Annotated in this window: 20 protein-coding genes; all 20 read right to left on the bottom strand. The window is 40.5% G+C overall.

Annotation, left to right across the window (positions count from 1 at the left end):
* Window positions 1-4: 4 nt before the first annotated feature.
* Window positions 5-580, bottom strand: coding sequence for an ATP-dependent protease subunit HslV (gene hslV, locus QNI29_RS09920; RefSeq protein WP_231416335.1), 576 nt, complete (start codon window positions 578-580; stop codon window positions 5-7).
* Window positions 573-1,487: a tyrosine recombinase XerC gene (gene xerC, locus QNI29_RS09915; protein ID WP_231416334.1), complete on the bottom strand. Its 915-nt coding sequence runs from the start codon at window positions 1,485-1,487 to the stop codon at window positions 573-575. The genes hslV and xerC overlap by 8 nt, the downstream gene beginning before the upstream one ends.
* Before the next feature lie 299 nt (window positions 1,488-1,786).
* Window positions 1,787-3,868, bottom strand: coding sequence for a type I DNA topoisomerase (gene topA / locus QNI29_RS09910; protein WP_231416333.1), 2,082 nt, complete (start codon window positions 3,866-3,868; stop codon window positions 1,787-1,789).
* A 175-nt stretch (window positions 3,869-4,043) separates the two neighbouring features.
* Window positions 4,044-4,928 carry a DNA-processing protein DprA gene (gene dprA, locus QNI29_RS09905; RefSeq protein ID WP_231416332.1) on the bottom strand — a complete coding sequence of 295 codons (885 nt, stop codon included), beginning with the start codon at window positions 4,926-4,928 and terminating at the stop codon, window positions 4,044-4,046.
* A 68-nt stretch (window positions 4,929-4,996) separates the two neighbouring features.
* Window positions 4,997-5,899 carry a succinate--CoA ligase subunit alpha gene (sucD, locus tag QNI29_RS09900; RefSeq protein ID WP_231416331.1) on the bottom strand — a complete coding sequence of 301 codons (903 nt, stop codon included), beginning with the start codon at window positions 5,897-5,899 and terminating at the stop codon, window positions 4,997-4,999.
* Between the two features lie 16 nt (window positions 5,900-5,915).
* Entirely contained in the window at window positions 5,916-7,076 is a 1,161-nt protein-coding gene (sucC, locus tag QNI29_RS09895) for an ADP-forming succinate--CoA ligase subunit beta (protein WP_231416330.1), read from the bottom strand.
* Window positions 7,077-7,338: 262 nt separating this feature from the next.
* A complete protein-coding gene (locus QNI29_RS09890) occupies window positions 7,339-7,617 on the bottom strand; it encodes an EscU/YscU/HrcU family type III secretion system export apparatus switch protein (protein ID WP_231416329.1) in 279 nt (92 codons plus the stop codon).
* Window positions 7,614-9,470, bottom strand: a complete 1,857-nt coding sequence (locus QNI29_RS09885) for a hypothetical protein (protein WP_231416328.1) — start codon at window positions 9,468-9,470, stop codon at window positions 7,614-7,616. Before QNI29_RS09885 ends, QNI29_RS09890 begins: the two co-directional genes overlap by 4 nt.
* Window positions 9,471-9,485: 15 nt before the next feature.
* The gene (locus QNI29_RS09880) at window positions 9,486-10,265 is read right to left on the bottom strand and encodes a ribonuclease HII (protein ID WP_231416327.1); all 780 of its coding nucleotides are present in this window, start codon (window positions 10,263-10,265) and stop codon (window positions 9,486-9,488) included.
* A gap of 108 nt (window positions 10,266-10,373) precedes the next feature.
* Window positions 10,374-11,228, bottom strand: a complete 855-nt coding sequence (ylqF, locus tag QNI29_RS09875) for a ribosome biogenesis GTPase YlqF (RefSeq protein WP_231416326.1) — start codon at window positions 11,226-11,228, stop codon at window positions 10,374-10,376.
* Between the two features lie 15 nt (window positions 11,229-11,243).
* On the bottom strand, window positions 11,244-11,801 hold the full coding sequence (lepB, locus tag QNI29_RS09870; protein ID WP_231416325.1) for a signal peptidase I: 558 nt from the start codon (window positions 11,799-11,801) through the stop codon (window positions 11,244-11,246).
* A 95-nt stretch (window positions 11,802-11,896) separates the two neighbouring features.
* A complete protein-coding gene (gene rplS / locus QNI29_RS09865) occupies window positions 11,897-12,241 on the bottom strand; it encodes a 50S ribosomal protein L19 (RefSeq protein WP_231416324.1) in 345 nt (114 codons plus the stop codon).
* Window positions 12,242-12,374: 133 nt separating this feature from the next.
* Window positions 12,375-13,106, bottom strand: a complete 732-nt coding sequence (gene trmD, locus QNI29_RS09860) for a tRNA (guanosine(37)-N1)-methyltransferase TrmD (RefSeq protein ID WP_231416323.1) — start codon at window positions 13,104-13,106, stop codon at window positions 12,375-12,377.
* Window positions 13,106-13,627: a ribosome maturation factor RimM gene (gene rimM, locus QNI29_RS09855; protein WP_231416322.1), complete on the bottom strand. Its 522-nt coding sequence runs from the start codon at window positions 13,625-13,627 to the stop codon at window positions 13,106-13,108. Before rimM ends, trmD begins: the two co-directional genes overlap by 1 nt.
* A 9-nt stretch (window positions 13,628-13,636) precedes the next feature.
* Entirely contained in the window at window positions 13,637-14,026 is a 390-nt protein-coding gene (locus QNI29_RS09850; RefSeq protein ID WP_231416321.1) for a YlqD family protein, read from the bottom strand.
* A 116-nt stretch (window positions 14,027-14,142) separates the two neighbouring features.
* Window positions 14,143-14,370: a KH domain-containing protein gene (locus tag QNI29_RS09845; protein ID WP_231416320.1), complete on the bottom strand. Its 228-nt coding sequence runs from the start codon at window positions 14,368-14,370 to the stop codon at window positions 14,143-14,145.
* Between the two features lie 14 nt (window positions 14,371-14,384).
* A complete protein-coding gene (gene rpsP / locus QNI29_RS09840) occupies window positions 14,385-14,657 on the bottom strand; it encodes a 30S ribosomal protein S16 (protein WP_231416319.1) in 273 nt (90 codons plus the stop codon).
* 569 nt (window positions 14,658-15,226) lie between these two features.
* Complete coding sequence (gene ffh, locus QNI29_RS09835) at window positions 15,227-16,570, bottom strand: signal recognition particle protein (RefSeq protein ID WP_231416318.1); 1,344 nt, start codon at window positions 16,568-16,570, stop codon at window positions 15,227-15,229.
* A 13-nt stretch (window positions 16,571-16,583) separates the two neighbouring features.
* Entirely contained in the window at window positions 16,584-16,907 is a 324-nt protein-coding gene (locus tag QNI29_RS09830; protein WP_231416317.1) for a putative DNA-binding protein, read from the bottom strand.
* Window positions 16,908-16,994: 87 nt separating this feature from the next.
* Window positions 16,995-18,209: a signal recognition particle-docking protein FtsY gene (gene ftsY / locus QNI29_RS09825; protein ID WP_231416316.1), complete on the bottom strand. Its 1,215-nt coding sequence runs from the start codon at window positions 18,207-18,209 to the stop codon at window positions 16,995-16,997.
* Between the last annotated feature and the right edge of the window lie 10 nt (window positions 18,210-18,219).

Genomic DNA, 18,219 nt, shown 5'->3' with positions numbered 1-18,219 from the left:
TCCCTTAGTCCTCGAGCACTTCTAATACGATTTCACTATTCGTATATACACAAATTTCGCCTGCTATTTCCAATGCTGCTTTAGCAATCTCTTCTGCATTTTTCTCAGGTGCGTAACGTTTTAGAGCTCGGCCTGCACTTAGTGCATAATGACCTCCAGACCCAATTGCAATTACTCCATCATCTGGTTCAATCACTTCACCTGTACCTGAAACTAGAAATAGGTCGTCTTTGTTCATAACAATTAACATCGCTTCAAGTTTGCGTAGTACTTTATCACTTCGCCACTCTTTTGCTAGCTCTACAGCTGCACGTGCCAAGTTTCCATTATACGCCTCAAGCTTTGCCTCGAATTTCTCAAACAACGTAAAAGCATCAGCTACGGATCCTGCAAATCCAGCAAGGACTTGCCCCTTAAATAATCTACGAACTTTCTTTGCTTTATGTTTCATTACAACTGCATTTCCAAATGTAACTTGCCCATCACCGCTCATCGCGCATTGTCCATTATGTTGAACAGCGAAAATTGTGGTTGCATGAAATTGTTGTTCCAAAAACTCCACCTCATTCCAATTATTCATCCTTGCCTGCTCTTGGATGGCTATTCATATAGATCTTTTTTAAATGATCTTTTGTTACGTGTGTATAAATTTGAGTAGAAGTAAGGTGCTCATGCCCTAACAGTTCTTGCACAGAGCGTAAATCTGCCCCTTCATTTAACATATGCGTGGCAAAAGAATGTCTCAGCATATGAGGATGGACATGTATGGTTAAAGCAGCCTTCTCTACCATTTTACTTAAGACGGATCGTACTCCGCGATCTGTTAAAGGAGTTCCTTTAGCGTTTAACCAAATGGCTTCTGTTTCAGTTCCAGACTTCTGTATTAACGAGTTTCTTCCATTATAAATGTAGTATCTTAAAGCTTCTTTAGCAAAGCTCCCAAATGGAATGTATCTTTCCTTTCTACCCTTACCTCTAACAAGGATTGTACCTAGCTCAAGGTCTATATCAGCAAGAGTACAGGAGACGCATTCACTCACACGCATGCCTGTCGCATACAACAACTCAAGTAAAGCCTGATTTCTCTGACCAAGTGGTTCCTCAGTATTACTTACCTGAAATAACTTCTCTAGCTCCTCTTCATATAGAAAAGAAGGGATAGGGTTTTCTTGTTTTGGTAGTGACACATTTAAGAAAGGATTCGACTCTACAAGTCCTTCCCTTTCTAAGAAACGATAAAACGATCGCAAACTTGAAAGCTTTCTCGATACAGATCTCCGAGAGAGCTTCTGGTCATAGAGTTCTGTTAAAAAGACTCTAATAATGGGATAATCCACTTCTCTCCAACATAGACCCCCTTCTCTTTTTAAGAATTCACGAAAGGAATAGAGATCACTTTGGTAAAAGTGGATCGTATATGATGAAGCATTCTTTTCAATTTGTAAGTATTCCGTAAATAAGTCTATTTGACGCTGGTTATTATCCATCTGCTCACCTCACATAAGGCGCTTAAATATTAACACAGTTAATATACCTTATGCAATCAATTTTACTTAATTGTAACAAAATTCTGAATTGTTCCTAATTCAGTATAAAATATCATTGCTAGCATTTCCAAGCTGAAGAGCAAATATACTAATTTCTGTCAAGTATATTCCCTTACCACTCAACGATTATAGCTTGCTGGGTTACTAGTGTCAATTAAAATTATGTGAAGGAATGATTAACAAAATATAAAGAGAACTTGAGAAGATCAAAAAAAGCATAAGGGGCTAGCCCCTTATGCTTACTGCTGGAGTTCTTCTTTATAGTCACATTCTGAACACTGTACTTGCGTTCCTTTTTTCGCTTTCTTTTCTACTAGCATGGAATCGCACTTAGGACATGGTCGACTGATCGGCTTATCCCAAGAGATGAATTCACACTCAGGATATCGATCACAGCCATAAAAGGTACGTTTCTTTTTGCTTTTACGCTCCACAACGTTCCCTTCTTTACAACGTGGGCATTTTACCCCGATTTCTTTCAGGATAGGTTTCGTATTTCGACACTCCGGAAAGTTGGAGCACGCCAGAAACTTACCATATCGCCCCATTTTATAAACCATTTCATGACCACATTCCTCGCAATCAATTCCGGCTGGTTCATCTTTAATCTCGATTTCTTCCATCTCTTTCTCGGCAGTGGTGAGGCGCTTTTCAAAGTCTTTATAGAAATCATCGATGATTTGGACCCACTCTTTATTGCCTTCTTCAACCGCGTCAAGATTGCCTTCCATTTGAACGGTGAAATCAACATTAATGATTTCAGGGAAATACTCTTTCAACAATTCGATCACGATTTCACCTAGTTCAGTAGGGACAAACCGTTTATTATCTAAACTAACATATCCTCTTCGCTGAATCGTGTCCAGGGTAGGAGCATAAGTGGACGGACGCCCAATTCCCATTTCTTCCAATGTTCGTACAAGACGGGCCTCAGTGTAGCGTGGAGGTGGCTGAGTGAAATGTTGATTCGGTTGAATAGTGTCAGCCTTAACCGTTGTCCCTTCTTCCATATCTGGTAGAATTTTATCTTCTTCTTTCTTATTATCATCATTGCCCTCGACATAGACACGCATAAACCCTTTAAACTTAACTTTTGAACCTGTGGCTCTGAACTCTACACCTTCATTCAGTAGATGAACGGTCATCGTATCAAGAACTGCGGAAGCCATTTGACTCGCTACGAACCGCTCCCAAATTAGTTTATACAAGCGATACTGATCTCTTGATAAATATTCTTTCATAGCCTTAGGTGTACGTAACGAAGAGGTAGGGCGGATAGCTTCGTGTGCATCTTGAGCGTTTTGAGATTTCTGTGATTTCTTTTGGTTTCCTGATCCAAGGTAATCTTTTCCGTATTGCTCTTCAATATACCCAGCAGCCTCATCCTTCGCCGTTTGGGAAATACGAGTAGAGTCTGTACGCATATAGGTGATCAAACCTACTGTACCTTCTTTTTTGCTAAGCTGAATCCCTTCATATAATTGCTGTGCTAACATCATCGTTTTCTTTGCTCGGAAATTTAATTTTCGTGCTGCTTCTTGTTGTAGAGATGATGTAGTAAAAGGGGAAGCTGGATTACGACGACGTTCTCTTTTATTCACCTTATCCACTCTGAAATCTTCCCCGCTCATTTGGGTGAGGATGTTATCCACTTCTTCTTTGGAACTGAGCTTTTGTTTCTTTCCATCTATTCCATAGAAAGCTCCTTCAAATTGTTCAGCATCCTTGACAAAGCTACCATCAATGGACCAGTACTCTTCAGGTTCGAAGCTTTTAATTTCATTTTCACGGTCCATAATCATTTTGACAGCTACGGATTGTACCCGACCTGCACTAAGGCCTTTTTTGACCTTTTTCCATAATAACGGGCTGATATTGTAACCGACTAAACGATCTAATACGCGTCTTGCTTGCTGAGCATTAACTAAATCCATGTCGATCGTACGTGGATGCTTAAAGGATTCTTTAATTGCATCCTTTGTAATCTCATTAAATACAACTCGACACTGGGATGTCTCATCCATGTTTAAACTGTGAGCTAAGTGCCAGGCAATGGCTTCCCCTTCTCTATCGGGGTCGGCTGCGAGATAGACTTTTTTAGCCTTTTTTGCAGCTGTTTTAATTTCTTTCAATACAGGGCCTTTCCCTCTGATGGTAATGTATTTAGGTTTATAATCTTCTTCTACATCTACACCCATTTGACTTTTAGGCAAGTCAATTACATGACCCATAGATGCTTTTACCGTGTACTTTTTTCCTAAATATTTTTCAATTGTTTTTGCTTTTGCTGGTGATTCTACAATAACAAGATAATCTGCCATATAGTATCCTCCTAGATGAGGTTATTCTTTTATTTCATATATTTTATGTGTAAACGTTTGTTTTAAATTAAATCTTCCCTATTATTAAATACTTCTTATTCATTTGTCAAACAAATTATAGAAACGAAACCAGTAGAAAAAGTAGAAAATATAGATTTTATAACAGATTTCGACACTAATTTCGCTTCAATCCATTCCATTCTTCTAGAATATCATAGGCATTTTGAACTAATTTCGCACCATCTTGAATCATTTTATGACATCCACTGGAAAAATCATCTAACACCGAGCCTGGTAGTGCGAATACCTCTCTTCCCTGTTCTAAAGCTTGATCCACTGTAATTAACGTTCCACTTCGTTCTTTTGCCTCTACTACCAAGGTGCCAAAGCTCATACCACTTATCACTCGATTTCGTTCTGGGAAGTGCCATTTCTTTGGGGGTGTATGGGGAGCGTATTCAGATAGGAGGAGATGGCGGTGAGCTAGTGTTTCCATCAGAGATCGGTTGTGCTCAGGGTAACAATGATCGAAACCAAAACCTAATACCCCAATGGTGCTGCCACCTAATTCATTCGTTATTTCATGAGCGTAGGAGTCAATTCCATCGGCCATACCACTTATCACTGTAAAACCATGATCGATTAAAGGCGGTAGTACTTTTTTTACTTTTGCTTTAGCGTTGTTGGAACATTTACGAGTTCCTACTATACTAATGTACGCTTCTTGTTTCAAAAGGTTTAAGTTCCCCTTAGCATACAGAAGTAAGGGGGCGTCTGGGACGGAGCGTAAAGAAAGTGGGTAGTCAGAATGCCAAATAGGCAGAATAACGCTATCTGAAAGGTTCTTTAAAAGCTGCTTGCGATTCGTCGATGAATGAAGATGATCTAAGAAAGTTTTGGCTCTTTTAGGGGATAATTTAAATGTTGAGGTTAGATCGTGAAGGGAGAGGGAGAAGACAAATTGAAGGGTTGAATCTACTTGTAAGAAGGTACGAATCAATGAGCGACTTGTCCCTTTTGTTTGATGAAGAAGAGCTAAACGCAATGATTTTGGATCCACGTGTACACATCCTTTTCCTTGATAGGGGAAAAGGTGCCCCTGTAGAAAGGAGCACCTTTAATTAAACTTTAGTGAGTCTTGCATTTATCGTAAATGTTATTTTCTTTTAATACATTGATGAGCGTTTCACCCATTACAGCCGGTGTTTCGGCTACTTGTATGCCGCACTCATTCATAACTTTAATTTTTTCTTCTGCAGTCCCTTTACCACCAGAAATAATGGCACCTGCGTGTCCCATACGTTTTCCTGGAGGTGCAGTGCGACCACCGATAAAGCCGACAACTGGCTTATCCATATTTTCTTTAACAAACTGAGCAGCTTCCTCTTCGGCTGTGCCGCCAATTTCACCTATCATAATCACACCATGGGTATCTGGGTCATCCTGAAAAGCTTGCAAGACATCAATGAAATCTGTACCGTTTACTGGGTCCCCACCGATTCCTACTGCTGTCGATTGACCGATACCAGCTTCTGAAAGCTGATGTACCGCTTCATATGTTAACGTTCCACTTCTTGATACTACACCAATATGTCCTTTTTTATGAATGTAACCTGGCATAATACCAATCTTACATTCTTCTGGTGTAATAACTCCAGGACAGTTTGGTCCAACTAGACGAGTTTTCTTACCTTCCATATAACGCTTCACTTTTACCATATCAATAACCGGGATATGCTCTGTAATACAAATCACTAAGTCAAGCTCAGCATCAACAGCCTCCATGATTGCATCAGCAGCGAAAGCAGCTGGTACATACACAACGGATGCCGTAGCTCCAGTTTGTTCAGTAGCTTCTTCTACCGTATTAAAGACAGGTACTCCTTCGACTTCAGTTCCGCCTTTTTTAGGAGTTACCCCACCTACGATCTGGGTACCGTACTCAAGCATTTGTTTCGTATGGAAAAGGGCAGTAGACCCTGTAATACCTTGCACAATTACTTTTGTATCTTTATTAATATATACACTCATTTTCGTCCGTCCTTTCTTATTTTACTAGTTCTACAATTTTCTGTGCTGCTTCAGCCATAGATTCTGATGCAACGATATTCAGACCTGATTCATCAAGGATCTTCTTACCTTGTTCAACGTTTGTTCCTTCTAGACGAACTACGAGTGGAATTTCAAGCCCAACTTCTTTCGTTGCTGCAACGACACCTTCAGCAATGACGTCACACTTCATAATTCCGCCGAAGATATTCACAAGAATTCCTTTTACACTATTGTCGGACAAAATGATTTTGAAAGCTTCTGTTACCTTTTCAGTTGTAGCGCCTCCCCCAACGTCAAGGAAGTTAGCGGGTTCGCCGCCGTAGTGTTTAATAGTATCCATTGTCGCCATAGCAAGGCCTGCTCCATTAACCATGCAGCCGATGTTACCATCTAAAGCAATGTAGCTTAGATCGTATTTAGAAGCTTCAATTTCTTTTGGATCTTCTTCATCTAAATCACGAAGTTCAAATACATCTTTTTGGCGGAATAAAGCGTTATCATCAAAGTTTAACTTCGCATCTAACGCCATCACCTGGCCATCACCTGTTGTAACTAATGGGTTAATCTCTGCAATTGAACAATCTTTTTCAACAAATACTTGATAAAGACCCATCATAAATTTAACTGCTTTCCCTAATAGTTCATCAGGGATGTTAATGTTAAAAGCTAAACGACGTGCTTGATAAGGCATTAAACCTGCTACCGGATCAATCACTTCTTTGAAAATTTTCTCCGGCGTTTCTGCGGCAACTTCTTCGATTTCAGTACCGCCTTCTTCTGAAGCCATCATCGTTACACGAGAAGTGGCACGGTCTAATACAATCCCTACGTAATATTCTTTTTGAATATCACAGCCTTCTTCGATGAGTAAGCGCTTAACTTCTTTCCCTTCAGGACCCGTTTGATGAGTCACAAGCTGCTTGCCTAAAATTTCATCAGCGTATGTACGGACTTCATCTATATTTTTGGCAACTTTAACTCCACCAGCTTTTCCGCGACCTCCTGCGTGGATTTGTGCCTTTACGACAGATACATCTGTGCTTAAGCCTTTAGCGGCTTCTACAGCTTCGTCTACAGAAAATGCAACGGTCCCGTTAGGAACGGCAACGCCGTAGCTACGTAAAATTTCTTTTCCTTGATACTCATGAATGTTCATGTTCCATCCTCCCATCAAAATGTCACTGCATGACCATTGTATAAAAAATATGTGTGAATTGTCTACAAATTCATTCAGTATCTCCAAAAAAATTAAGAATATACCGACAAAATTCGCTGTTTTCTCGCTGTTTAAGTTAATAAAAATATTAACTTTTTCTTTTAGCTACGAATTACATTTCAGTATTTTTTAAAGAAAAATTGACTTGTTGCAAAAAAAAGAAGCACTCTGACAAAAAGACCAGAGTGTTTCTTGTAAGTAATTATTTAGCTTTCAACTGCTTATCTAATTGATAAACATAAGCAAATACTTCGGCTACGGCTTGATATAACTCTTCAGGGATCGTCTCATTGATGTCTAATTCACCCAACAACTTTACAAGGGTAGGATCTTCTTGGATGGGAACTTGATGACTGTGAGCTTTTTCAATAATATTTGTTGCTATATCTCCCTTACCTTTCGCAACAACCTTGGGGGCACTTGACTCCTCTTCATCATAACTTAAAGCTACCGCTTCTTTTCTCTTGTTCGTTTCACTCATATTTTTAAATCGAAGCCTCCTTTTTGCCTCGTTTGGGCTTGTTGGCGTTCTGATTGAGCATAGACAGGTTGAGAGGGTTTAATTTCTTTATGTCGTACTGTAGATAGGTGGTAATTTAGTTCTAGCAGCCCCTTTTCTAGAGAGGGTTTAAACGCTTGTATAACATTCTCAATTTCCTGATTTTCCGTAAACAAGGTAAGTTGAACGACACGCTTTTGAACTTTCATATCAATGATCGTTTCTTTTAATGACTGAAGTTCAAGATAAAATAAAATATGGCAATAATCCGGATCGATTTCTCCATTTTCTTTCTTATTCCCATCTACATCCATCGTAACGTCTTGTTCGATCCCAAACCATTCTCCAGGCATCTGCACATTAAAATGAATGGATTGGTCTGACTCTTGCATCATAATGGGGACAGCATTTAAATGATTGAGTACAGTTTGTAGCCGGTCCATGATAGGGGAGGAAGCGCTATCTTGCATCGCTTGAAGGATGCTTCCCTTTAAAGTACTTTGGCTAACTTCTCCTTTTTGAGCCAACTGATGCTCATAGTTCAGCCCACTTAACTGGGTAAAACTCTTTAACTTGATCAAAAACTCATCTTTCATAGGCAGGGATCTTTCTCCCATTTCAGTTAGACTATGACGTAACCATTCCACTAATTTTACCGTCTCCTCCCCATTCAGTTGCTGATTCATAAGATGGGTTAGGGATTTTGCGGCTTGTTGCAATCCTGAAGGATTCTCTTTTAGGACTTGCAGAGGATTAGAACTTTCAATTAATGTATTGATTGCCTGTATTGTAGACGGACTAGCTCCGGTTCTGTTTAACATTGCCCTCAAGGACCCGAAGACCCCCGCGTCTTTCAGGGCAGAAGTTAACTGCGTAAGCCGCTGAGCAAGCTTTGTATCTACCGGGTTCGATTCTTCTCCCCCCGTCATTCGCTCTAGCACATTTGTGAATTGATGAATGAGCTGTTTGTTCCCTTTTGACATCGATAGCTGCTCTTGAAAGACGTTTAACAGTTGTTCAGCCCATTTCCCTGAACTTTCTGTTTTAAAGACTAATGAAGAGTGCCTCTCAACTTGATTGAACGACAATTCTTCAGAAATTAGCCCAGCACGCTGTAAGAGCTGAAAAGACGTTTTCTGCTCTCCTTGAGTACCGTTTAGAAACGTCCCCCTCACTACATCTGACAAAGGACGTTCAGGATCTGATCTTCCGAGAATTTGCTGCAACTGGTAGCCAAGAGACGATTTTTGTTGTCCATTTTGATTCTTTAAATCGTTTGCTATAGATTGCAAAGCAGATGTTAATGAAGAGGAGGATACATTCCTTTCATAAAACGCTTGAAAGATGGAAGATTTGATAGGGAGACGCCTTGACATCATTTCTAATAACGTCTCCCTCACCTTTACTTCTCCGCCTGATTTCTCTAATAGTTGGAGCGCTTCTTTAACATCTTGATTCGTAAAAGGAATATCTTTTTGCATTAAATTGGACACAAAATCTAGTTGAGTTTTTGAAGGGCTTGAAATGCCTAACTTCTTAAAGTATTGGGTAGGGGTCTGTAGGGCCTTTCCCTTTTCTCCCTCCATTACTTTGAGTCGTAGTAAAGGCGAAATGCTCTGCACCTGAAATACATAGCGCTCATTAGCGGAGAGAGAAGCTTCTAACTGAGCATTCAACTGCTTCCCACCGATTTGAATGAGCGCCTTGTGTTGTGGATACAGTTTAAGTACTTTTCCCCCTACGATCTGTCCTTGTTTTAACGATTCACCTTGTTGAGTGACCTGACTCACATTCTTTAACTGTGTCAGCAATTGGGATGCAGATAAAGAAGGCATATCCATCATCTCCTTTTATTGTGAGGAACGAACAAATTCTTTAACGGGTGCAAACGATTTTCGGTGATGTGGAGTAATTCCATACTGTCTGAGTGCTTCTACATGATTCTTCGTTCCATAACCCGCATTATGGCTAAATTCATATGACGGGAACGTTTGATGGAGTTCGTTCATATATCTGTCTCTAGTCACTTTAGCAATGACACTTGCCGCAGCTATGGAAATACTACGCTGATCTCCTTTTGGAAATGCATCGACTGGAGCTTTTGTATCTGTTAAGGGCAGAGCATCAATTAACAATTGGTCAGGCTCTGGATTTAACGCGTCAATGGCTCTGTGCATCGCTAGTTTTGTAGCCTCATATATATTAATTTCATCGATGGTTTCACTCGAGACAATCCCAACCCCATAAGAAATGGAGTGGGTTCTAATATAGTCAAAGAATAAATCTTTCTGCGTTTCAGAAAGTGCTTTAGAATCATATAACCCTTCTAAGTAAAAGGATTCGGGTAAAATAACAGCAGCGGCTACTACAGGGCCAGCTATCGGACCCCTTCCTGCTTCATCCACTCCAGCAATTAATTTCTTACCTTGTGATGTATAGTACTTCTCAAATTCTTTCATAGATTCAAATTGATCTTTAAGAGCTTGCTTTTTCGCGAGTTGTTTCTCGTATTGGTAAACTAGTTTCTGAACACCTTTTCGTTCATCAGTTTGGTACATCTCTAGTTCCTGCTGGGTACAGCCTTTTGTAAATAGTTTCTCTTTTATCGTTGCAATCGTTTCTCTCCCCATTATGATTCCTCGTTTCTTTAATATCGGTTCTCTTTATATTGTTTGAAGGATTTATAGTTTTTTTCCATACAAAAAGCTGACCCCCATTGCGAGAAAGTCAGCTTATTTTTAGTGTATCATATCTGGTGTTTCTAATGTGATACGACCTGTTTTTGCCGAACGTAAATCGCGAATGATGACATCAGCGACTTTATCATAATTAATCTTTCCGCCACTTTCTAAGCAGCCTCTCTTTGTTCCTATGTGGTCGAATACCTCTCCCATATCCTCAATGTCAGAAGATACACCATATCGATCATTCAGGAGATTCGGATAATGCTCTTGCAAGAACCGAATAAAGAAGGCAGCAACATCTGGAATCGGCAGGATATTATCTTTGATCGTACCGATCGTAGCCAAACGATAACCCACTATTTCTTCTTCAAACTTGGGCCATAAGATTCCTGGTGTATCTAGAAGTTCGAAATCTTTCTTCACTTTAATCCACTGCTGAGCAGTAGTAACACCAGGGCGATCCCCGGTCTTTGTTATTTTCTTCTGAGCAAGGCGATTAATAAGTGTAGACTTCCCTACGTTTGGTATTCCAATAATCATCGCCCGGGCAGGCCGAGGGCGAACCCCTTTTTTCTTTAAGCGCTCAAGTTTCTCTTGCCCCATGTCCTTCGCTTTTTGAATGACTTGTTGGACATCCTTTTTATCATCTACATTTACAGCAATAGCTGAAATACCTTGACCTTCGTACCAACTGATCCATTTGTTTGTGATGTTTTCATCAGCCAAGTCTTTTTTCATAAGCAACACCATTTTTGGCTTTTGTTGAAGCACTTGGTGCAACATAGGGTTCTGAGAAGAGTACGGAGCACGTGCATCTACTAATTCAATGACAAAGTCAACAAGCTTTAATTTCTCTTCTACTTGTCGCTTGGCTTTAGCCATATGGCCTGGAAACCATTGTATCGTCATATTCATCATCCTTTATCAATCTACAAAACCAAATCGTTCCATTGGCCAATATATAAACCGTGTTTCTCCTACAATCCGATCGATTGGAATTAACCCAAGCATTCGGCTATCTGTAGAATTATTTCGATTATCCCCAAGGACTAATACATGGTTCTCAGGAATGGTTTTGTAATTTCCTTTAATATCTTGTAAGCGAAAATCAAACGTATACGATTGATTTTCCGAAAGTCGATCTAATCTTTCTTGCAGGAACGGTTCCTCAATGGGGTCTCCGTTCACGTACAAAGTGTCATCCTTATATTCAATATGATCGCCGGGAAGTCCAATAACTCGTTTAATATAATCCTTAGTTTCCGTTGCATGAAACACCACAATATCGAATCGGCTTGGTTCACCAACTAAATAACTGAACTTATTCACAATCATGTGGTCACCATTTTCTAGCGTAGGAAGCATAGAGGGCCCGTCCACGACGATTGGAGCAAATAAAAATACGCGGATGACTATTGCTAAAATGGCTGCAACGATCAACGCTTTTATCCAATCAAGCCATTCATTTCTTCTCTTCGTCATCCAGCTTCCCTCCACTATGTATAACTCGTCTGTTAGGATCCATTATAGAACAAAAAGGAGCCTGTCTAAACAAGCTCCTTTCTTTCGTGTTCATCTTAGCGAATTTCTTTAATGCGTGCAGCTTTACCACGTAGGTTACGTAGGTAGTAAAGTTTAGCACGACGTACTTTACCACGACGAACAACTTCAAGTTTATCAACGCGTGGAGAGTGTACTGGGAACGTACGTTCAACACCAACGCCAGAAGAGATTTTACGTACAGTGAATGTTTCGGAGATGCCTCCGCCACGGCGCTTAATTACAACACCTTCAAACACCTGGATACGTTCGCGAGTTCCTTCAACAACTTTAACGTGAACTTTTACAGTGTCACCAGCTTTGAAACGTGGAAGATCTTCGCGTAGCTGTTCTTTAGTAATTTCTTGGATTAAATTTTGCATCCTATTTCACTCCTTCTTCACCAATGCTCTTACCTGGATTAACCTGGTAGCGGAACATCGTAATTCGACTTAAACGAAACGCTTAAGCACAAGTTTTAATATAGCATAATTAAAGTGCTGATGCAATAAGCATTCAGTCATTCTGCCATTCTTTTAACCATTCTTTCTCTTGGTCTGATAAGCTTCTTTGTTCTATAAGGTCTTTTCTTCTTTCATACGTTCGCTTTAATGACTGCTTATGACGCCACTCGTCGATCTTCGCATGATTCCCCGAGAACAATACTTCAGGAACCTCCATCCCACGAAAATTGCGAGGTCTCGTGTAATGGGGATGTTCTAAGAGTCCATTTGAGAAGGAATCTTCCGGAGCAGAAGAAGCATTTCCTAACACACCTGGGAGAAGGCGTACCACGCTGTCCATCACAACCATAGCACCGAGTTCTCCTCCTGTTAAAACGTAATCCCCTATAGAGATTTCATCGGTTACGACATGCTCTCTTATCCGTTCATCATAGCCTTCGTAATGACCACATAAGAAGATTAGATGCTCTTCTTGTGCTAATTCCTCAGCCTTAGCCTGCGTATGAGGCTCACCTTGAGGACACATTAAAATGACACGAGGTTTCTTTCCCTGTTGATCTTTAATCGCTTCAACCGCGTCAAAGATTGGCTGAGGAGACAGAACCATTCCAGCTCCTCCACCATAAGGTGTGTCATCTACTTTTAGGTGTTTACTTTCGGTGTAATCTCGAAAATTCACCGTTTCATATGAAAAAGCATTAGATTCTTGAGCTTTTTTCATGATAGATGTATTAAGCACCCCACTGAACATTTCAGGAAACAACGTTAAAATATCAATATGCATTAGTCTAGCAGCCCTTCCATTGGTTCAATTGTAATCGTCTTGTGGGTAATATCTACTTCTGTTACAACCTGCTCAATGTAAGGAATAAGAGCATCCTTTTGTTGAGGACGACCTACCACCCATACATCATTTCCACCAGGACTTAGAATCTCTTTCACAGTTCCCACTACATTTCCATCAGCTGTCTTTACAGTGCATCCAATAACTTCGTGGTAATAAAATTCCCCTTCATCCAGAGGAGTCTGCTGCTCTTTCGTAATCGCTAACGTACCGCCTTTTAACGATTCAACCTCATTTAACGAACTGTACTCCTCAAAATGAAGAAGGTGAAAGGATTTATGCATACGGTGTCCTTTAATTGTTAATAAGAGAGGGGTGTCCTGTTTTGATTGAGGAACCCAATATACTTGGTTACCTGGTTCAAAGCGCTCTTCAAAATCTGTAACTTGAATGACGCGAATCTCACCGCGCACACCATGTGTATTTACAACCTTACCTATTGTATATAATTCTTTATCCATTCACATCACCTATTTATCGATTCGAATAACTTTACCATCCTGTACAACAATAGCGCCTTCGTTCATCACATCATCCCAAGTATCCCCTACAGAAAGTTCTACAAGAGACTCTACGTCGCCATCTTCGATTTCACTACCTAATGGTAGGATTTCTAGCTGTTCGAGCTGGTATTCAAGCCATCGAATGTTTTCTTTTCTTTTATCAATCTCACGATTAAAACGTTTTGCCACTTCTTCGCGCGAAACATTTTGCTTCATTTCAATCTTACGTTTTTCAAAAGAAAGCTGCTGACACTCCTGGTCAAGCCTCTTCTTTCTCTTTTCAAATTCTTGCTGAAGTGTTTCCTTACTGGCCTCTGTAAGAACCCGTTTTACTGATACTCGCTTAATGATTTGCATCTCATTCGCTCCTAAACGTAAACGGCTCTTCTCTTTTAAAAGTCCCAGAAAGAAGAGCAAGTTACATACAAAAGTTTTAACCTAGTAAAAAAGGGAAAGGTGGCCCCTCTCCCTTTTTACATAATATCTAAATAAATTCGCTTTTTGGAATTCGATCCTGCCGCATAAACAACGGTTCGGATGGCCTTAGCCACTCGCCCATGTCTTCCTATTACCTTACCGACATCATCTTTGTGAACAGATAAGTGATACGTAAGCTTACGTTCTTCTTCTTTCTCTGTAACGACAACATCATCTGGATAATCAACTAGTGGACGTACAATGGTTTCAATTAAGGCTTTCACGTTATCACACTACTTTACTTTTGAGTTTTTTGTGCGTGAAACTTCTCCATGATGCCTTGTGTTGAGAATAGGTTGCGAACTGTGTCAGATGGTTTTGCACCTTCTGTCATCCAGTTAAGAGCTTTCTCTTCGTTCACTGTAACCTCTGTTGGGTTAGCTGTTGGATTGTACGTTCCGATCTCTTCGATGAAACGACCATCACGTGGTGAACGAGAATCTGCTACTACTATACGATAGAATGGGTTACGCTTAGAACCCATGCGCTTTAGGCGAATTTTTACTGCCATATTAAATACCTCCATATTTTCAAATGCTTATTTTTACTTAACACAATTTTAGATTTTAGCAGAGAACTACGAGTGTGTAAAGGGGTTTTGCATTACATATTATAAAAAGCGGAAACAGTTTGGTCAAAACCGTACGGATAAGGGAGCCCACTACGGTGAGGTTCCCTCACCGTAGTGGGATAGCTTATCTCGCTAGGTTCTATCTGTTGGAGCTGGATTTCAGCTCTCAGCATGGCTAAAGAGAAAAGCATTGAAGGGAGTTATAACTCTACACTTCCCAACATGCTTCACACACCTCAGTATGGTTAAGATGAGCTTGGCACTTTTCGCCATGTTCAGCTCCGGCGGGGAGGAGCTAGCGCGATAAGCAATCGACTTGCAGTGACTAACGTCACTTCCAATCGCTTGCTTATCCGTACGCCCCTGTTCACCCCGCCTGCGCTTTTCGAGATGTCCAGCTCCGGCTCCTAGCCCCTAGCGTCATAAGCCATTCAACTACAGTGGTTTTCAACCACTTTCGTTGCTTGGCTTATGCGTACGGCGCTAAGCAGTCGCCTACGCTTTTCATTTTACATAAACGGTAATTTAAATCCACCTTTACCTTTTTTGCCTTTTTGGTTCGTCATCTGCTTCATCATTTTCTTCATGTCGTTGAACTGTTTTAATAAACGGTTCACTTCGGATACGTTTCGGCCGGAGCCTTTTGCAATTCGTTTTTTACGGCTTGCGTTCATGATACTTGGATCATTTCGTTCGGCTTTCGTCATGGATTGAATGATGGCTTCAATGTGATTTAATTGTTTGTCATCAATATTCGCATTTTTCAAGCCTTTCATCTTATCCGCACCTGGAATCATACCGATGAGTTCATCAAGGGGCCCCATATTACGGACTTGACCCATTTGCTCTAAGAAGTCATCCAATGTAAAGGACGCGTCACGCATTTTCTGCTCGAGCTCTTTCGCCTGGTCTTCATTAACCTCAGATTGAGCTTTTTCAATCAGCGTTAAAACGTCTCCCATACCTAATATACGAGATGCCATTCGTTCAGGGTAGAATGCTTCGAGTTGGTCAAGTTTTTCACCCATACCAGCAAACTTAATCGGTTTATCCGTTACAGCTTTGATGGACAATGCAGCACCACCACGGGTGTCACCATCTAATTTAGTAAGCACAACACCGGTTACATCAAGTTGCTCATTAAAGGATTCTGCTACATTTACAGCGTCTTGACCTGTCATGGCATCCACAACAAGGAAGACTTCATCTGGCTTCACGTTTGAGTGAATTTCTTTTAACTCACCCATAAGGTTCTCATCAATGTGAAGACGACCAGCTGTATCAATAATGACATAATCATTATGATTTTCTTTAGCTTGGGCAATTGCTTCATTAGCAATATCTACTGGGTTTGCTTCTGTCCCTTTAGAGAAAACAGGCATATCCAGCTGACTACCAAGAGTCTCTAATTGATTGATGGCAGCAGGTCGATAGACGTCGGCTGCTACTAGTAAAGGATTTCTGTTGTGATTTTTACGAAGATGATTTGCAAGTTTACCGGTAGTCGTCGTTTTACCAGCACCCTGGAGACCTACCATCATAATGACCGTAGGAGGACGATTCGCCACAGCAATCTTGCTCTGGTCGCCTCCCATAAGTTCTGTAAGTTCTTCTTTTACAACTTTGATGACTTGTTGACCTGGAGTTAAACTTTGCATAACTTCTTGTCCAACCGCACGTTCTTTGACGCGTTTTACAAAGTCTTTTACAACTTTAAAGTTAACGTCTGCTTCAAGAAGTGCAAGGCGGACTTCACGGGTCATTTCTTTTACGTCTGCTTCGGTTACCTTACCTTTGCCTTTGATCTTCTGGATCGAATTCTGCAGTCGGTCGGCTAAACCTTCAAATGCCATATAAGCCGCCCTCCTAATCTAAATTCTCAAGCGTCTCGATGATACCTAAGGCATCATCAGACCCTTTTTGAACGGATTCTTTCAATTGCTTTAACAACTGTTGTCGTTTTTCGAAACGATCATATAAATCTAACTTCTGTTCATATTCTTCAAGCATCGTTTCTGTTCGCTTAATGTTATCATATACAGCTTGACGACTGACGTTAAAAGTCTCTGAAATCTCACCAAGAGAATAATCCTCAAGATAATAATATTCCATGTAACTTCGTTGTTTGTCTGTCAGCAATTCTTGGTAAAAATCAAACAAATAGTTCATGCGTGTTGTTTTCTCAAGCAAAGTAAGCACTCCTTGTTAAGTGAAATGCCTTTACATATACAAATAGTACAAAATAAAGGTGTGGTCTGTCAAGCTAACTTCGATGAATTATTCTTGTTCTGACTCTTCAAGCATATCAGCAAAGAGACCATAAACGAAAGCATGGGCATCAAAGGATTGAAGATCTGTTACTTTCTCTCCAAGGCCTACAAACTTTACGGGAATGTCTAGTTCGTTACGGATCGCCATAACAATTCCACCCTTGGCTGTACCGTCAAGCTTTGTCAGCACAATACCCGACACGTTCGTTGCCTCAGAGAACGTCTTCGCTTGACTCAAGGCATTTTGACCTGTGGTGGCATCAAGAACAAGCAACGATTCGTGAGGGGCTCCTGGAATTTCCCGTTCAATCACACGTTTCACTTTTGAAAGCTCATTCATTAAATTTACTTTATTCTGTAAACGACCAGCGGTGTCACACAATAGTACATCCGCTCCCTTAGACTTAGCGGACTGAATGCCGTCATAAATAACAGCAGCAGGATCGCTTCCTTCACTATGCCGAACTACAGGTACACCTACGCGTTCGCCCCATACCTCTAGTTGTTCGATAGCACCAGCTCGGAAGGTGTCACCAGCAGCCATGACCACGTTCTTCCCTTGCTGTTTAAGCCTATGGGCCATTTTTCCGATTGTAGTGGTCTTCCCTACTCCATTTACACCAACGAATAATAGAACGGTAAGTCCATCTTGATTGAAAGTGATTTCTTCAATTTCCTCATCGTCATCACCATAATAAATATCCACAAGTTTCTCTGAAATAACTTCCCTTACTTCCCTTGTGTCTTTAATATTGCGACGTTTTACTTCCATTTTTAACTCGTCAATCAGATCCATCACTGTATTTACACCAACGTCAGCAGAAATTAGAATCTCCTCTAATTCTTCGAAGAAGTCCTCATCTACTGTACGATAACGAGCCACTAGATCATTTACCTTAGTAGCAAAAGAATTACGTGTTTTAGCTAAACCTTTTTTAAACTTAGTAGAAATGCTCTCTTTTTCACCTTCTTCAAAGGCTTGCTCTTCTTGTGTCTGCTGAACGGCCTCTTCCTCTTCAACAGGAGATTCAGTGACTTCCTCTGTATACTCTTCCTCGATTACAGATGCAGGAACATCTTCTTCCTCCTTGTCATGGATCTCTTCTTCTGATTGATCTTGAGGTTCTTCCGAGTGCTCTTCTTCGTCTTTCTTCTCAGGGTGTTCCTGGTTAAGTTCATCTTCTTTCACAAATTTCTCTTTTAATTTCTTAAAAAATCCCATCTTTAAACTT

The organism is Pontibacillus chungwhensis, assembly GCF_030166655.1.
In the GTDB taxonomy this organism is placed as follows: Bacteria; Bacillota; Bacilli; order Bacillales; family BH030062; genus Pontibacillus.
This window is presented reverse-complemented; position numbering and strand designations above follow the sequence as displayed.

What these genes read in the sequence shown, in the direction of transcription:
- QNI29_RS09880 (WP_231416327.1), bottom strand. Translation starts at nt 10,265, where the DNA reads ATGGGGAGAGAAACGATTGCAACGATAAAAGAGAAACTATTTACAAAA.
- ftsY (WP_231416316.1), bottom strand. Translation starts at nt 18,209, where the DNA reads ATGGGATTTTTTAAGAAATTAAAAGAGAAATTTGTGAAAGAAGATGAA.
- xerC (WP_231416334.1), bottom strand. Translation starts at nt 1,487, where the DNA reads ATGGATAATAACCAGCGTCAAATAGACTTATTTACGGAATACTTACAA.
- trmD (WP_231416323.1), bottom strand. Translation starts at nt 13,106, where the DNA reads ATGCATATTGATATTTTAACGTTGTTTCCTGAAATGTTCAGTGGGGTG.
- lepB (WP_231416325.1), bottom strand. Translation starts at nt 11,801, where the DNA reads ATGACGAAGAGAAGAAATGAATGGCTTGATTGGATAAAAGCGTTGATC.
- QNI29_RS09850 (WP_231416321.1), bottom strand. Translation starts at nt 14,026, where the DNA reads ATGCAAATCATTAAGCGAGTATCAGTAAAACGGGTTCTTACAGAGGCC.
- ffh (WP_231416318.1), bottom strand. Translation starts at nt 16,570, where the DNA reads ATGGCATTTGAAGGTTTAGCCGACCGACTGCAGAATTCGATCCAGAAG.
- topA (WP_231416333.1), bottom strand. Translation starts at nt 3,868, where the DNA reads ATGGCAGATTATCTTGTTATTGTAGAATCACCAGCAAAAGCAAAAACA.
- ylqF (WP_231416326.1), bottom strand. Translation starts at nt 11,228, where the DNA reads ATGACGATACAATGGTTTCCAGGCCATATGGCTAAAGCCAAGCGACAA.
- sucC (WP_231416330.1), bottom strand. Translation starts at nt 7,076, where the DNA reads ATGAACATTCATGAGTATCAAGGAAAAGAAATTTTACGTAGCTACGGC.
- QNI29_RS09890 (WP_231416329.1), bottom strand. Translation starts at nt 7,617, where the DNA reads ATGAGTGAAACGAACAAGAGAAAAGAAGCGGTAGCTTTAAGTTATGAT.
- hslV (WP_231416335.1), bottom strand. Translation starts at nt 580, where the DNA reads ATGAATAATTGGAATGAGGTGGAGTTTTTGGAACAACAATTTCATGCA.
- rplS (WP_231416324.1), bottom strand. Translation starts at nt 12,241, where the DNA reads ATGCAAAATTTAATCCAAGAAATTACTAAAGAACAGCTACGCGAAGAT.
- rpsP (WP_231416319.1), bottom strand. Translation starts at nt 14,657, where the DNA reads ATGGCAGTAAAAATTCGCCTAAAGCGCATGGGTTCTAAGCGTAACCCA.
- sucD (WP_231416331.1), bottom strand. Translation starts at nt 5,899, where the DNA reads ATGAGTGTATATATTAATAAAGATACAAAAGTAATTGTGCAAGGTATT.
- QNI29_RS09885 (WP_231416328.1), bottom strand. Translation starts at nt 9,470, where the DNA reads ATGCCTTCTTTATCTGCATCCCAATTGCTGACACAGTTAAAGAATGTG.
- rimM (WP_231416322.1), bottom strand. Translation starts at nt 13,627, where the DNA reads ATGGATAAAGAATTATATACAATAGGTAAGGTTGTAAATACACATGGT.